Annotated in this window: 16 protein-coding genes; 11 read left to right on the forward strand and 5 right to left on the reverse strand. The window is 68.3% G+C overall.

Annotation, left to right across the window (positions count from 1 at the left end):
• The first annotated feature begins 18 nt into the window (after positions 1–18).
• The 3 genes from ACIOSY_RS11655 to ACIOSY_RS11665 all read left to right on the forward strand — a co-directional run bounded on the left by ACIOSY_RS11655 (position 19) and on the right by ACIOSY_RS11665 (position 2713).
• Complete coding sequence (locus ACIOSY_RS11655) at positions 19–1263, forward strand: glucose-1-phosphate adenylyltransferase (RefSeq protein WP_400853330.1); 1245 nt, start codon at positions 19–21, stop codon at positions 1261–1263.
• A 48-nt stretch (positions 1264–1311) separates the two neighbouring features.
• Positions 1312–1947, forward strand: a complete 636-nt coding sequence (gene serB, locus ACIOSY_RS11660) for a phosphoserine phosphatase SerB (protein WP_400853332.1) — start codon at positions 1312–1314, stop codon at positions 1945–1947.
• Positions 1948–2014: 67 nt separating this feature from the next.
• Positions 2015–2713, forward strand: a complete 699-nt coding sequence (locus ACIOSY_RS11665; protein WP_400853334.1) for an alpha/beta fold hydrolase — start codon at positions 2015–2017, stop codon at positions 2711–2713.
• 21 nt (positions 2714–2734) lie between these two features.
• Here ACIOSY_RS11665 and ACIOSY_RS11670 read toward each other — a convergent pair whose 3' ends face one another.
• Complete coding sequence (locus tag ACIOSY_RS11670) at positions 2735–3445, reverse strand: beta-ketoacyl-ACP reductase (protein ID WP_400853336.1); 711 nt, start codon at positions 3443–3445, stop codon at positions 2735–2737.
• Positions 3446–3587: 142 nt separating this feature from the next.
• On the opposite strand from ACIOSY_RS11670, the gene ACIOSY_RS11675 reads away from it, so the two are divergent.
• From ACIOSY_RS11675 to ACIOSY_RS11690, 4 genes are read left to right on the forward strand one after another with little or no spacing between them, the layout of a single operon-like run.
• Positions 3588–4178: a DUF4190 domain-containing protein gene (locus ACIOSY_RS11675; protein WP_400853338.1), complete on the forward strand. Its 591-nt coding sequence runs from the start codon at positions 3588–3590 to the stop codon at positions 4176–4178.
• Between the two features lie 54 nt (positions 4179–4232).
• A complete protein-coding gene (locus tag ACIOSY_RS11680; protein ID WP_400853340.1) occupies positions 4233–4586 on the forward strand; it encodes a DUF3099 domain-containing protein in 354 nt (117 codons plus the stop codon).
• A complete protein-coding gene (locus ACIOSY_RS11685) occupies positions 4583–4777 on the forward strand; it encodes a hypothetical protein (protein ID WP_400853342.1) in 195 nt (64 codons plus the stop codon). Before ACIOSY_RS11680 ends, ACIOSY_RS11685 begins: the two co-directional genes overlap by 4 nt.
• On the forward strand, positions 4774–5601 hold the full coding sequence (locus tag ACIOSY_RS11690; protein ID WP_400853344.1) for an SURF1 family protein: 828 nt from the start codon (positions 4774–4776) through the stop codon (positions 5599–5601). Before ACIOSY_RS11685 ends, ACIOSY_RS11690 begins: the two co-directional genes overlap by 4 nt.
• Here the strand turns inward: ACIOSY_RS11690 and ACIOSY_RS11695 are convergent.
• Both ACIOSY_RS11695 and ACIOSY_RS11700 read right to left on the reverse strand, forming a co-directional pair.
• Positions 5598–6203, reverse strand: coding sequence for a pyridoxal 5'-phosphate synthase (locus tag ACIOSY_RS11695; RefSeq protein WP_400853346.1), 606 nt, complete (start codon positions 6201–6203; stop codon positions 5598–5600). The genes ACIOSY_RS11690 and ACIOSY_RS11695 overlap by 4 nt on opposite strands.
• A gap of 47 nt (positions 6204–6250) precedes the next feature.
• Positions 6251–7849, reverse strand: a complete 1599-nt coding sequence (locus ACIOSY_RS11700; RefSeq protein WP_400853348.1) for an ABC-F family ATP-binding cassette domain-containing protein — start codon at positions 7847–7849, stop codon at positions 6251–6253.
• A 164-nt stretch (positions 7850–8013) separates the two neighbouring features.
• Here ACIOSY_RS11700 and ACIOSY_RS11705 point away from each other — a divergent pair, with 164 nt between their 5' ends.
• The 4 genes from ACIOSY_RS11705 to ACIOSY_RS11720 all read left to right on the forward strand — a co-directional run bounded on the left by ACIOSY_RS11705 (position 8014) and on the right by ACIOSY_RS11720 (position 12019).
• Positions 8014–8631: a DedA family protein gene (locus ACIOSY_RS11705; protein ID WP_400853350.1), complete on the forward strand. Its 618-nt coding sequence runs from the start codon at positions 8014–8016 to the stop codon at positions 8629–8631.
• A gap of 5 nt (positions 8632–8636) precedes the next feature.
• Positions 8637–9917: a sensor histidine kinase gene (locus ACIOSY_RS11710; RefSeq protein WP_400853352.1), complete on the forward strand. Its 1281-nt coding sequence runs from the start codon at positions 8637–8639 to the stop codon at positions 9915–9917.
• On the forward strand, positions 9914–10585 hold the full coding sequence (locus ACIOSY_RS11715; RefSeq protein WP_400853354.1) for a response regulator: 672 nt from the start codon (positions 9914–9916) through the stop codon (positions 10583–10585). The genes ACIOSY_RS11710 and ACIOSY_RS11715 overlap by 4 nt, the downstream gene beginning before the upstream one ends.
• Before the next feature lie 96 nt (positions 10586–10681).
• Entirely contained in the window at positions 10682–12019 is a 1338-nt protein-coding gene (locus ACIOSY_RS11720; protein WP_400853356.1) for an acyltransferase, read from the forward strand.
• Here the strand turns inward: ACIOSY_RS11720 and ACIOSY_RS11725 are convergent.
• Both ACIOSY_RS11725 and ACIOSY_RS11730 read right to left on the reverse strand, forming a co-directional pair.
• Complete coding sequence (locus ACIOSY_RS11725) at positions 11992–13365, reverse strand: MFS transporter (RefSeq protein WP_400853358.1); 1374 nt, start codon at positions 13363–13365, stop codon at positions 11992–11994. The two genes, ACIOSY_RS11720 and ACIOSY_RS11725, sit on opposite strands and share 28 nt — an antisense overlap.
• Positions 13362–14516 (reverse strand): MalY/PatB family protein, encoded by a 1155-nt coding sequence (locus ACIOSY_RS11730; protein ID WP_400853360.1) that lies wholly within the window; start codon positions 14514–14516, stop codon positions 13362–13364. The genes ACIOSY_RS11725 and ACIOSY_RS11730 overlap by 4 nt, the downstream gene beginning before the upstream one ends.
• Positions 14517–14532 lie beyond the last annotated feature (16 nt).

Consider the following 14532-nt stretch of genomic DNA (forward strand, 5'->3'; position numbering starts at 1 on the left):
CGCATCTATGGTGGAGCCATGTCCGCTCCAAAGAAGGTTTTCGGGATCATCCTCGCCGGCGGCGAGGGCAAGCGACTCATGCCCCTGACGGCCGACCGTGCGAAACCGGCCGTGCCGTTCGGCGGACAGTACCGCTTGATCGATTTCGCGATCTCGAATCTCATCAACTCCGGCCTCCGCCAGGTCGTCGTCCTCACGCAGTACAAGTCGCACAGCCTCGACCGCCACATCTCGCAGACGTGGCGCATGTCTGCGCTCCTCGACTCCTACGTCACCTCGGTTCCTGCACAGCAGCGATTGGGCAAGAGGTGGTTCTCGGGGTCTGCGGACGCGATCCTGCAGAGCATGAACCTCATCAACGATGAGAAGCCCGACATCGTCGTCGTCATCGGCGCCGACCACGTCTACCGCATGGACTTCCGCCAGATGCTCGACGCGCACATCGCCTCGGGCGCGAAGGCGACCGTGGCCGGCATCCGCCAGCCCCTCGCCCTCGCGTCGCAGTTCGGCGTGATCGACGCCGACCCCGACGGCTCGGGGCGCATCCGGGCCTTCCTCGAGAAGCCGACCGACGCCACGGGCCTCGCGGATGCCCCGCACGAGGTGCTCGCCTCCATGGGCAACTACATCTTCGATGCCGACGCCCTCATCGCCGCGGTCGAGGCCGACGGCGAGTCCCCCACGTCCGGACACGACATGGGCGGCGACATCGTGCCCTACTTCGTCGATCGCGGCGAGGCCGGCTACTACGACATGAAGCAGAACGACGTTCCGGGTTCCTCGCCGCGTGATCGGTCGTACTGGCGCGACGTGGGCACGATCGAGTCCTTCTTCGACGCGCACATGGATCTGATCTCGACGCTGCCCATCTTCAACCTGTACAACATGGACTGGCCGATCCACTCGCAGACGGTCAACTCCCCGCCCGCGAAGTTCGTGCGGGACTCGGTGGGCCGGATCGGCAACGCGATCGACTCGATCGTCTCGCTCGGATCGGTGCTCTCGGGCACGCACCTCGAGCGCAGCGTGGTGGGGCCGTGGACGCTCGCCGGAGGAGGGTCGACGATCACGGACTCCGTCGTCTTCGATCACGTGCACATCGGAGCAGGATCACGGGTGCATCGAGCGATCCTCGACAAGAACGTGGTGCTGGCCGACGGTGCGACGGTGGGCGTCGATCGCGAACGCGACCTCGCCCGCGGGTTCACCGTGACCGAGACGGGCATCACCGTGGTCGGCAAGGGAATGTTCATCGAGCGCTGAGCAGCGTGCGTGCGGAGTCGCTCTGCTCCGGTCGCTAGGCTCGACGGTGTGACTGCTGCGCGCTTCCTCGTCGTCCTCGATGCCGATTCCACCCTCATCCGCAACGAGGTGATCGAGTTGCTCGCCGACGAGGCGGGGCGCCGCGACGAGGTGCAAGCGGCCACCGAAGCGGCCATGCGCGGCGAAGTGGACTTCGCGGAGAGCCTGCGCACGCGCGTCGCGGCTCTTCGGGGAGTTCCCGTCGAGGCCTTCCGTCGCGTGCTCGCGCGGATCGAGCCCACCCCCGGGGTGCGCGAACTGACCGCGGCCGTGCACGCACGCGGCGGTGTCGTCGGTGTGGTGTCCGGGGGGTTCCACGAGATCCTCGACGAGGTCGCACCCGATCTCGGAGTCGACCGCTGGCGGGCGAACCGCCTGACGGTGTCCGACGGCGTGCTCACGGGTGAGGTCGACGGCGACATCGTGGATGCTGCAGCCAAGGCGTCTTCCCTGCGGGAATGGGCGTCCGAGCTCGGAATCGCGCCGCGGGCGACGATCGCGATCGGTGACGGGGCGAACGACCTGCAGATGATGGCCGTCGCCGGTCTCGGACTGGCGTTCAACGCGAAGCCCGCCGTGCGCGCGGCCGCGAGCCTCGTCGTCGGTCCTCAGGACCTCTCCGCGGTGATCCCCCTTCTGCCCTAGACGTTTCGGCGAGCCGCGTCACCCGAGACCCCTCGCGAATGTCCGACGGCGGGTCTAGCGTCGGATCATGGACATCATCCTCATTCCCGGACTCTGGTTGGACGCCACGAGCTGGAACGCCGTGCTCCCCGCCCTGACGGCGGCGGGCCACCGCGTGCATCCGCTCACCTTGCCCGGCGTCGGCGAATCCGCTGAGGCGTCGGCCGACATCGGCATCGCGGATTGGGTCGATGCGGCGGTTCAGAAGATCGACGAGATCGGGGCCGACCGGGTCGTCGTCGTCGGCCACAGCGGCGGCGGCAACGTCGCCTGGGGCGCAGCGGATGCGCGTCCCGATCGCGTGGCCCGCGTGATCTTCGTCGACACGGTCCCCCCGGCCCCCGGTCAGGGCATCAGCGAGTTCGAGGTCGCCGACGGCGTGATCCCCTTCCCGGGCTGGGACCACTTCCCCGACCGCGACGTCTTCGACCTGGATGAAGAGATCCGCGCACGCACTGCGCCGCTCGCCCGGAGCGTGCCCCTGCGGGTGCCCACCGATGCGATCACCCTCTACAACACCGCGCGATTCAGGGTTCCGGTCACGCTGCTGATGGGCGATATGGATCGCGCGGCGGTCGAGGCCGAGCTCGACCAGTGGGGAGCGTACGCCGACGAGTTCCGGGCGATCGGGTCGTCCGATGTCGTCCGGATCGGCTCGGGGCACTGGCCCCAGTTCTCCGTCCCTGAGCGGCTCGGCGAACTCATCGCGGCAGCGATCACGGACTGATCACTGCCGTCCCTTCGTACGTCAGTGGCCCATCCCGAGACCGCCGTCGACCGGGATGACGGCGCCCGAGATGTACGCGGCGTCGTCACCCGCCAGCCACGTGACCACACCGGCGACCTCATCCGCGCTCGCGAATCGGCCGGCGGGGATATTGGACTTGTACTGCTTCTGCGTCTCTTCGGGGAGCTCGGCGGTCATGTCGGTCTCGATGAATCCGGGAGCGACGACGTTCGCGGTGATTCCCCGTGCGCCGAGTTCCCGGGTGAGGGAACGCGCGAAACCGACGAGCCCGCTCTTCGACGCGGAGTAGTTGATCTGGCCGGCCGAGCCGTAGAGGCCCACGACGCTCGAGATCAGGATGACCCGACCGAAACGTGCGCGGAGCATCCCCTTCGACGCCCGCTTGACGACGCGGAACGTACCACCGAGGTTGGTCGCGATCACGCTGTCGAAGTCGTCTTCGCTCATGCGCAGCAGAAGCGTGTCCTTGGTGATGCCCGCGTTCGCGACGACGACCTCCACCGGACCGAGTTGCTGCTCGACCTCGGTGAACGCGGAATCGATCGACGCGGCATCGGTCACGTCGGCGCGAACGGTGAGCGTGCCCTCGGGCCCCTCTCCGCTGCGGGCGGTGACGGCGACGCGGTACCCCTCGCGGACGAATCGCTCCGCGATCGCGCGGCCGATGCCGCGGCTGCCTCCGGTGACGAGGACGACGCGCCCAGCACTCATGTCTATTCACTCCCGACGTTGCGTACGACCCGGCATCCGAGTCGAATTCGATCCTATCGAGGATGATCCGCGCGGATGAGGTCGGAAGGTTTGACAGACGGAGGCGGTGCTGAAACGCTGAGCGGGACGAAAGGCTTCCCGCGTGAGCGACAACAGCATTCCCCCTTCTGCAGGAGAATCTCCCTACTCCCCGCCGCCCGCCGCACCTGCGCCGCCCGCGCAGCCGCACCAGGCGTACCCGGGAGCCGCACCGGCCTACGGCCAACCGGCACCGACGTACGGCCAACCGGCACCGACGTACGGCCAGCCCGCCCCGGCGTACGGTCAGCCCGCTTCGGCACCCCTTCCCTACGGCGCGCCGCCCCAGCCCCCGGCTCAGCAGCCGTACGGCGCTGCCCCGGGGTACGGCTACGCGCAGAATCCGTACCCGGTGTACCCGGCGCCGCGACCGACGAGCGGTCTGGCGATCACCTCGCTCGTCACCGCCATCGTGAGCGTCGTCTTCAGCTGGTTGGCATTCCCCGCCCTCGCCGCGGTCGTCGCCGTCATCACCGGCCACATGGCGCTGAAGAAGACGAAGACAGACCCGAACATCGGCGGTCGGGGCATGGCTTTCGCCGGGCTCATCATCGGCTACGTCGTGCTCGGCGTGATCGCCATCATGATCATCGTGACGATCTTCACGTTCGTGCTCTTCGGCGCCTTCACGCTCCCGTTCCTCTACAACAGCTGAGCTGCTCGGTATCGGCGCTCCGGCGCGCTGTCAGCGGCGTAGGCTGGATGCATCGTGAAGAGCAAGCGCCTCGTCCCCGCCGTCACCTCCCTGCCGCAGTCGCCGCAGGCTGAGGCGGATCACCGCGTGCGCCGGTACGCGCTGACGATGACGATCCGCATCGTCTGCTTCGCGTTGATGGTGCTCGTTCAGCCCTACGGCTGGTACACCTGGGTGTTCGCGATCGCCGCCGCCGTGCTCCCCTACATCGCCGTGGTGCTCGCGAACGCAGGAAGCGACAGCACCGAGACGTCGGCGGAGTCGCCGGTCGCCGAGATCGAGGCGGCTCCGACGGTGATCGCGGAGAAGAGCGATTCCGACGATCCGCTGGTCATCACCATCCACGAGAAGCCGCAGGATCCGTCATGACCGAACTCATCTGCTCGCGTGCGGCGTGCCGGAGCACCGCGACCCATCAGGTCGTCTGGCGCAATCCCCGTATCCATGCGGCGGATCGTGAGAAGATCTGGCTGGCCTGCGACGAGCACGTCGACTACCTGCGCGATTATCTCGCCGCTCGCGACTTCCCCGTCGTCGTGAGAGACGGTGTACCGGCATGAGCCAACGGTTCACGCGATGGGTCGTCTACGTGCTCATCGCGATCGGCTTCGCCGTGGCGTGCGCATTCCTGTCGAACTGGCAGTTCGAGAGGAACGTCTCGCGCACCGAGCAGATCGAGCTGGTCGAGAAGAACTACGACGCGACTCCGGTCCCCCTCGCCGACATCATCGGAGCGGACGACGTGCTCGACCCCGAGGATGTGTGGCACCCCGTGCTGTTGCAGGGTGAATATCTGGCCGATCAGCAGCTGCTGGTGCGCAACCGGCCCCACGGCGGCACGAGCGCCTTCGAGGTGCTCGTGCCGTTCCGCGACGTCGATGGGCGCGTGTTCATCGTCGATCGCGGATGGGTTCCGCCGGGGGATGGAGACGCACCGGACGCCGTTCCTGCACCGCCCGAGGGCTCGGTCGAGGTGGTCGTGCGGCTGCGCCCGAGCGAGCAGGTTCCCGCTTCGGGCCGCGGTGCACCCGAGGGGCAGGTGCCGACGATCAATCTCCCGACGATCGCCGAGTTGGTCGAGGGCGATGTGGTCACCGCAGGGTACGGACAGCTCGTCAGCGAAGATCCGGCAGGAACGGCGCTGGGCGGCTTCACCTCCCCCACCGACGACCCCGGACCGCACCTCTCCTACGCGATCCAGTGGATCCTGTTCGCCATCATGGGTTTCATCTTCATCGGCTATATCATCCGCACCGAGATCGTGAAGCACCGCGAAGAGGTCGAGGGGATCCCGACACCGGTGAAGGCGCCCCGGCGACGCGACAAAGACGCGGATGTCGAAGACGAGCTGCTCGACGCCGGTGTCGAATCGCGCGGACGCTAGTCGTTGCGGGGCTGTTCTTCCTCGATGACGGGCACCCCTGCGATCGCCGCGCGCGTCCACTCGCCGTCCCGGCGCTCGTAGACGATCCGGGTGTGACGTCGGTCCGGAGCGCCCTGCCAGAACTCGACCCGCTCGGGGATGAGTCGCCAGAGCACCCAGCGGTCGGGCCCGAGCCCCGCGCGAGCAGGAGCGGGACGCGAAGCGAGATCTGCTGCGCTCTCGTCTGGCGAGGCTTCCTCGACATGCCCGCGCACGCGCACCGCCCTCACCAACGGCTGCCACCAGAAGTTCAGCGCACCGGCGGGATGCGCGGCCAACTGCGCAGCCTTCCTTGACGCACGTGGTCCGGCGAATGCCCAGCCGCGAGCATCCACGTCTTTGAGGATCAACGTGCGCGCATCGGGGACCCCGTCGGATCCGACGGTGGCCAGCGTCGCGGCGAGCGGTTCGGCGACGCCGTCATCGATCGCCTGCGTCAGCCACGCGACGAACAGATCCTCCGGTGCCGCCGGCAGGTCACCGATGTCCCAGGCAGGAGCATTCCCGCTCAGAGAGGGTTGCGCGCGCAACCAGGCCGCGACGTCTGTCGTTTCGGATGGCATGCACTCGACTATGCCACCGATACGCCACCGATGCCTCTCGTGCGCGCCTAGGCGAGCTCGATGAGGTCCTGGTACTCCTGGTTCCAGATGTCCTCGACGCCGTCGGGCAGGATGAGCACGCGCTCGGGGTTGAGCGACTGCACCGCCCCGGGGTCGTGCGAGACGAGCACGACAGCGCCCTCGTAGTGCGCCAGCGCGTCGAGGATCTCTTCGCGCGACGCAGGGTCGAGGTTGTTCGTGGGCTCATCGAGCAGCAGCAGGTTCGCCGACGATACGACGAGCGTCGCGAGAGACAGACGCGTCTTCTCTCCGCCGGACAGCACTCCCGCGGGCTTCAAGACATCGTCGCCCGTGAACAGGAACGAGCCGAGCACGCGTCGCGCTTCCATCTCGGTGATGTGGGGAGCCGCGGAGACCATGTTCTCGAGGACCGAGCGGTTGACGTCGAGGTTCTCGTGCTCCTGGGCGTAGTAGCCGACCTTGAGGCCGTGGCCCGGCTCGAGCTGCCCGGTGTCGGGCTCATCCACGCCCGCGAGCATGCGCAGCAGCGTCGTCTTACCGGCACCGTTGAGCCCCAGGATGACGACTTTGGAGCCGCGGTCGATCGCCAGGTCGACGTCGGTGAAGATCTCGAGCGAACCGTAGGACTTCGACAGGCCGGTGGCCATGAGCGGGGTCTTGCCGCAGGGCGCGGGCTTCGGGAAGCGCAGCTTGGCGACCCGATCGACCTGACGCACATCGTCGAGTCCCGCGAGGAGCTTCTCGGCGCGGGCGACCATCTGGTGCGCGGCGGCGGCCTTCGAGGCCTTCGCGCCGAAGCGGGCGGCCTGCAGCTGCAGCGTCGTCGCCTTCTTCTCGGCGTTGGCGCGCTCCTTCTTGCGGCGCTCCTCGTCGGCGACGCGCTGACGCAGGTAGTTCTTCCAGTTCATGTTGTAGGTGTCGATGACCTGGCGGTTCGCGTCGAGATAGAAGACCCGGTTCACGGTCTCGCCGACCAGTTCCACATCGTGGCTGATGACGATCAGTCCGCCCTTGTACCCCTTGAGGAACTCACGCAGCCACACGACGCTGTCGGCGTCGAGGTGGTTGGTCGGCTCGTCGAGGATCATCGTCTCGGCGTCCGAGAAGAGGATGCGCGCGAGCTCGATGCGTCGTCGCTGTCCACCGGAGAGCGTCGACAGCGGCTGATCGAGGATGCGATCGGGCAGCGACAGGTTGTGGGCGATCGACGCCGCCTGCGCCTCGGCCGCGTATCCGCCCTGCGCCTCGAACTGCTCGGTGAGCTGCCCATAGCGCTTCATCGCCTTCGCGGCGACGGCCGGGTCATCGGACGCCATCGCGATCGATGCTTCGGTCATACCGAGGTTCAGCTGGCCGAGCCCGCGTGCGTCGAGGATGCGCGTGCGCGCCAGGTCTTCGGGGTTGCCCGACCGCGGGTCCTGCGGGAGATATCCCAGCTCACCGGAGCGGGTGACGTTGCCGCCCGACGGGAGCACATCACCGGCGAGCACCTTGGTGAGCGTCGTCTTGCCGGCACCGTTGCGACCGACGAGTCCGATCTTGTCGCCGTCGCCGACGCGGAAGGAGACGTTCTCCATGAGGAGGCGCGCGCCCACGCGGATCTCGAGTTCGTGCACGGAAAGCACAGCGGGATGTCCGTTCGTTCAGGGGAAAGTGGCCGAGCGGCCAGCCTCCCAGTATATGCCGACCGGCAGAACGCTCCGCCCAGGGACAAGATCACTCTGCAGAGTGAGAGCCGCGATACCCCAGAGGGATGCCCCGCGATGCATCCGCTCCTTAGCGTTCGAGGGTGGACGTCATCAACGAACTCATCCTGCAGGCCGTCGCCTCCCCCTGGCTCGCGCTCATCCTCTTCACGGTCACGGTGATCGACGGGTTCTTCCCGCCGATCCCCAGCGAGACGGTGCTCGTCGCCGCGGCAGCGGTCTCGGCGTCGACCGGCGGCGGAGACCTGCTGATGCTCGGCCTGGTTGCGGCCGTCGGCGCCGCGGTCGGCGACAACATCGCCTTCGCCATCGGGCGGCGCGTGGGCACACGCCGCCCCGCGTGGATGCGCCGACCCCGAATCGCCGCGGCCTTCGACCGTGCCGAGCGCGCGCTGGATCAGCGCAGCGCCATGCTCATCCTGGGCGCGCGCTACATCCCAGTCGGACGGGTCGCCGTCAACATGTCGGCGGGAGCACTGGGGTTCTCCTGGCGCCGCTTCGTGCCTCTCAGCATCGTCGCCGGCGTGAGCTGGAGTGCGCTCAGTCTCTCGATCGGTCTGCTCGCGGGCAATTGGATCGAGGATCAGCCGCTCCTCAGCGCAGGAATCGGCATCGCGATCGCTCTCGCCGTCGGTGTCGCCATCGATCGCGTGGCGGCGCTCCGCAGACGCCGCGTCGCCGCACCGCACCTGGCAGGATGAAGATCATGGCCCTTCGCCCGCGCCTCGCCCGGATCAGCCGGAGGACGCTCCTGCTGACCGCGCTCGGCGTGGCATCCGCTGCGCTCTACGCGATCTTCGTCCCCGTGCACATCGCGCTCTACGGGACTCCGTTGCCGCTCGCCTTCCTGCTGGGCGTCGCGCTGTGCGCAGCCCCGCTGCTGTCGCTCTCCCGCCCACGGACGGCGATCGCGCTCTTCTGCGCCAGCGCGTTCGCCATCCCCCTGATCGCAGAGGCGGACCGGGCCGCGACCGCACCCTGGCCCTGGTCGGTGCCGACGATCATCATCTTCGTCATCTTCGTCGGCGTCGTGACGGGCGTGCACGGCGCACGTCTCGGCATCTTCCCCCTCGCGATCGGCACCATCGGGTCTCTGCTCGCTCCGCTCCTGCGGCCCGACATCATGGACATCGCTGATGTCACGGCGACGGCCACCGCCGACCTGATCGTCACGGCATCCGTCGCGACAGCCGCCTTCGTGCTCGCGATCCTCATCGCCGGTCGGGTCCGTGTCGGAGCGGAACTGACGAGGGAACGCGAGCACTCCGCGCTCGAGGAGTCCCGCCGTGCGCTCGTCGAAGAGCGCACCCGCATCGCCCGTGAGCTGCACGACGTCATCGCCCACAGCATGTCGGTCATCCAGGTGCAGGCCTCGACGGCTCGGTATCGGCTGCCCTCGATCGACGACGATGCCGTGCGGGAGTTCGACGACATCGCCGCGACCGCTCGCGCGTCACTCACCGAGATGCGCCGCATGCTGGGCGTTCTTCGCACCGAGAACCAGGCGACCGAGCTCGAGCCGCAGAAGGGGCTCGACGACATCCCCGCCCTCGTCGATACGATGCGACGCGCCGGCCTCGAAGCGGGCCTCGCCCTGATCGGTGCCGACGATTCGACGGCCGTGCCGGCGGCGGTGCAGATCGCCGCGTATCGGATCGTGCAGGAAGCCCTGAGCAACGCCGTCCGCCACGCTCCCGGGTCGGCGGTCACCGTGCACGTTCAGGCGGATGCCGCGTCTCTACGCATCCGTGTGCGCAACGACGCCCCCGCGTCCGCGGCAGACCGAGGCATCGGACACGGTCTTCGGGGAATGCGCGAGCGCACCCATCTGCTGGGCGGCACCCTGACTGCCGGGCCGAGCGCCGGGGATGTCTGGCAGGTCGAGGCCACGCTGCCGAACGACCCAGAGCACGCGGCATCCGAAGGCATCGGGGCCCGCGGAGATGACACGCGAAGCGGCACCGCCGCTGTGAAGGAGAACCCATGACGATCAGCGTCCTCATCGCCGACGATCAGGCGATGGTGCGCGCCGGCTTCGCCGCGCTCCTCGACGCCCATGACGGCATACGGGTCACCGGTCAGGCCGCGACAGGCGCCGAGGCCGTGACGCTCGCGGCACGGCTCGACCCGGACGTCATCCTGATGGACGTGCGGATGCCGGAACTCGACGGCATCGAGGCCACCCGGCGCATTCTCGGGCCGAGTTACCCCGCGGCGCACGTCCCGCGGATCCTCATGCTCACGACCTTCGACATCGATGACTACGTCTACGACGCGCTCGAAGCCGGGGCGAGTGGATTCCTCTTGAAGGACGCCCTCCCGGAGGAACTCGTGCATGCCGTCCGTGTCGTCGCCGGTGGCGACGCACTCCTCGCCCCGAGCATCACGCGCCGTGTCATCGAGCAGTTCGCCGGACGCCGTCCCCGCCCTCCGCGCGCACTCGGCGCGCTCGCCGATCTCACCGACCGTGAACGCGAAGTCCTGGTGCTGATCGGACGCGGCCGCTCGAACAGCGAGATCGCCACCGATCTGTTCATCGCCGAGCAGACCGTGAAGACGCACGTCGGCAAAGTGCTGGCCAAGCTCGGGGTCCGCGACCGCGTCCACGCGGTGATCCTCGCCTACGACGCTGGCCTGGTCGAGCCGGCCTCCTGAATCACCCCACGGTAGGGGGCTGAACAGCTCTCCGGGGTGATGTCCGCGAACCCGCCCCGTCCATAACCTCCAGGAACACCGTTCCGAGGAGGACTCATGGCCATCGTCCAGGCACCGCCCACCGTGCGCACTCACGCCCCGCAACCGGGCGACGCGCGTGACACGGGCATCGATATGGTCCGCGCGCTCTGCGTGGTCGGCGTCGTGCTCCTGCACGCGATCATGGTCGGCGTCACGATCACCGACGGAGCCCCGGTCTTCGACAACGCCAGTGTCGGCACCTGGTGGATCGTTCCGCTGAGCTGGATCCTGCAGGTCATGCCCCTGTTCTTCGTGATCGGCGGCTTCTCCGGCATGCTCGCGTACCGCCGGTCGCGTCAGCGAGGAGGCACGGCGCGCAGCTTCGTCGCGACCCGCATCCACCGTCTGCTGCGCCCCGCCGTCGTCACGGTGGCGATCGTCGGCGCCGTCCTCCTGATTCTGGGGATGCTGGGAACCCCCGCCGAGCTGATCGTCGTGGCGGGATTCCGCTACGGCCAACCGCTGTGGTTCCTCGCCGTTTTCCTGCTCTGCCAAGCCCTTCTGCCCGCCCTGATCGCCGCGCATGAACGTGCGCCGATGCGCACTCTCACGGTGCTCGTCGCCGCCGCCATCGCCGTCGACGCCGCGCGTGCGCTCACGGGCATCGACGCACTCGGATTCGCGAATCTGGCCTTCGTCTGGCTCGCGGTGCAGCAGATCGGTTTCTTCCTCGCGGACGGACGGATCGATGCGCTGTCACGCCGGGTGCGGATCGCCGCCGGCATCGTCGCCGTCGCCGCGCTCCTGTTCACCTTCGCGACGGGCGTCTACTCCCCCGACCTCATCGAGAACATCAATCCGCCCACCGCCGCGCTCCTCCTGGTCGCCGTCGCTCACACGAGCGTCATGTCGCTGCATCGTGAGTGGCTTATCGCCCTCAGCCGACGGCCACCCGCCGCAGCCTTCCGGGCATTCGTCACCCCGCGCACCATGACCATCTACCTCTGGCACATGCCGGTTCTGCTCGCCATGGCCGGCATCACGGCGATCGTCGCGCTGTCCCAGGGGTCTGAGCTTCCTGCCGTCGACAGCATCGAGTGGTGGTTCGGCCGCCCGGTCTGGCTGGTGACGGCTCTCGGGTGCACCGCCCTGGTCGCTCTGGTCTTCAGCCGTATCGAGCAGACACCGGCGCCCGAGCTCGCACGGTCATCGTTGCGCGTCGTCGTGTCGACGCTGAGCGGTCTGGTCGGCATCGTCCTTCTGCTGGCGTTCGGGACCACAGTGCTCACCGCGATGCTGGCGGTGGGGCTGCTGGTCCTTGCCCTGCATCTCGCCCGCCGGGAAGGGGCGCCCCTCGTGGCACTACGCGGGCGAGCCCGAACCGCTCAGACGCGCGGAGCCTCCGCCGCGTGACCGAGCCGGAACCCGGGGATCGCAGCGAGGAGCACGAGGGCCGTGCAGAACAGGAACACGATCCAGAACACACCGGCGCCCCCGCCCAGCGTCGCCACGGCGAGTCCCACCAGAGCGATCGAGACCGCAGCGCCGGTGGAGTCCGAGATCGACAGAGCCGAAGAGTTGAATCCCTGGTTGCGCTCCTCGGAGTACGCCAGCGTGAGCACGGTGAGGCGCGGATACAGCAACCCCATCCCACCGCCCGCAAGGCCCCATCCGACCACGATCAGAGCCGGTGAGACCTCGATGAGGGCGGCGGTCAGCACCGACAGCAACGCGGCACCGACCAGTGCGAGGCTGATCAGGGTGATGCGGTGGTTGCCGAGACGTTCGCCGAATCGTCCCTGCAGTTCGGATGCCCCGGCCCATGCCAGCGCGGCGAACATGAGCGCCAACCCCGCCCAGGTGGCGGTGAACCCGTACCGCTCCATCAGGAGGTAGGGGATGTACGCCTCGGCCGCGAAGAACGACCCCGCGACGAGTCCTCGCATGAGCACCACGCTCGGCAGACCGCGTCCCGCGCGCAGCGTGCGCTTCGGGAGCAGAGGAAGCACGGCGACGGCGATCACGACGAGGGCGCCGAGAGCCACGGGCCACCCGATCGAGGGCCTCATGTCGGCGGAGAAACCGATGAGCACGGCGAGCACGGCGACGACGACGGCGAGCAGCAGGCGGGTGACGACGACACGGAGGTTCTGAGGCTCGCCATGACCGAGGCTGACGCCGCGCAGTCTCACCGCGATCATCAGGAACGCGATCGCGGTGAGCACGGCCACACCGAGGAATGTCCATCGCCAGTCGATGTGCTCGGCGACGGCGCCCGCGAGGAACGGCCCGACCATCGACGGAACGACCCATGCGGCCGCGAACGCCGCGAAGATCCGACCGTGCAGGTGGGGTGGATACAGTCGCGCGACGACCACGTACAGCGCCACGGTCTGGCCGCCCGCGCCGAGTCCCTGCACGAGTCGTCCGATGAGGAACTGGTCCATCGTCACCGCGAAGCCGGAGACCAGCAGACCGGCGATGAAGAGCGAGACCGCCACGTAGAGCGCGCCTCGGGGGCCGCGGGCATCCGACCACGCGCCGCTGGCGACCATGCCGATCACGCTGGTCGCCAGCGTGCCCGCGAATGCCACAGCGTAGAGCGCTTCGCCATCGAGGGCTTCGCTCACGATCGGCATCACCGTCGTGACGGCGAGTGCCTCGATCGCCGCCAAGAAGATCAGGGCGATCGCGCCGGTGGTCACCCAGACGCGACTGCGGTCCCAGATCGAAGCTGCGACCGCCTGCTCGCCCGTCACCGGCCCACGAGCGCCGCGATGCGCTCGACGGCCTCGGTGATGATCTCGGGACTCGTCCCGAAGTTCAGCCGCACGTGGCCGCGGCCTTCGTCGCCGAAAGCGGGGCCGTAGTGCAGCGCGACCTTGCCCTCGCGAAGAATACGGCGCGCAGGGTTGTCGCCCCACTCGAGTGCGGAGAGGTCGATCCAGGCGAGGTAACCGGCATCCGGAATGCGATATCGCGCTCCCGGTAGGTGGGTCACGAGCAGATCCTCCAGCAGCAGCCGGTTCTCGTCGAGCGTGCGCAGCAGCCCATCCAACCACTCATCGCTCTCTTCCGAGAACGCGGCGATCGAGGCGAGCAGGCCGAACTGTCCCGTCCGCCATTCCACTTCCACGGGAAGGCCGCGCACGACGGACGACGTCGCATCGTCGGCCGTCACCATGAGAGCGCACTTGAGTCCGGCGAGATTGAACGCCTTGCTCGCGCTCACGACGGCGAAACCGACGCGCTGCGCCGCATCGTTCACCGCCAGGAACGGTGTGAAGCCGGTACCCGGTTGCGCGAGAGGGGCATGGATCTCGTCGGAGATCACAGCCGCGCCGAACTCCTCGGCAAGCTCCGCGAGAGCGGCCAGCGATTCTCGCTCGTGCACGGTGCCGGTGGGGTTGTGCGGATTGCACAGCAGGATCGCGCGCGCACCCTCGGCGAAGGCCGAACGGATGCCGTCGAGATCGAGTTCCCAGCGGGTACCCGTGTCGCGCAGCGGCACTCGCTCGACCTCTGCGCCCGCCTCTGCGACGAGATCGTAGAACGGCGGATACACGGGCGGTGTCACGATCACGCGCTCACCGGGCTGCGTGACGCGTCGGAGGATCTCGACGATGCCCATGCTCACGTCGGCGGTGCTGCGGAGGCGAGAAGGATCGACGGTCCAACCGAAGCGGCGCTGAGCAAAATCCGTGTACGCCTCGGCGAGCGGTGACCGCGAGGCGATGTAGCCGGTGTCGCCGATGTCGAGTGCCTGCTGCAGAGTCGCAGAGATCGCCGGAGCGAGCGGGAAATCGGTCTCCGCGACGAACAACGGAAGGACGTCCTCCGGATACTCGCGCCACTTCTCACTCGAGCGTCGACGCAGCTCTGCCAACGGCAAGGCCTTCACTTCGAGCATCCGCGCTCCTACTTCG

The organism is Microbacterium sp. NPDC087665, from assembly GCF_044743285.1.
In the GTDB taxonomy this organism is placed as follows: Bacteria; Actinomycetota; Actinomycetes; order Actinomycetales; family Microbacteriaceae; genus Microbacterium.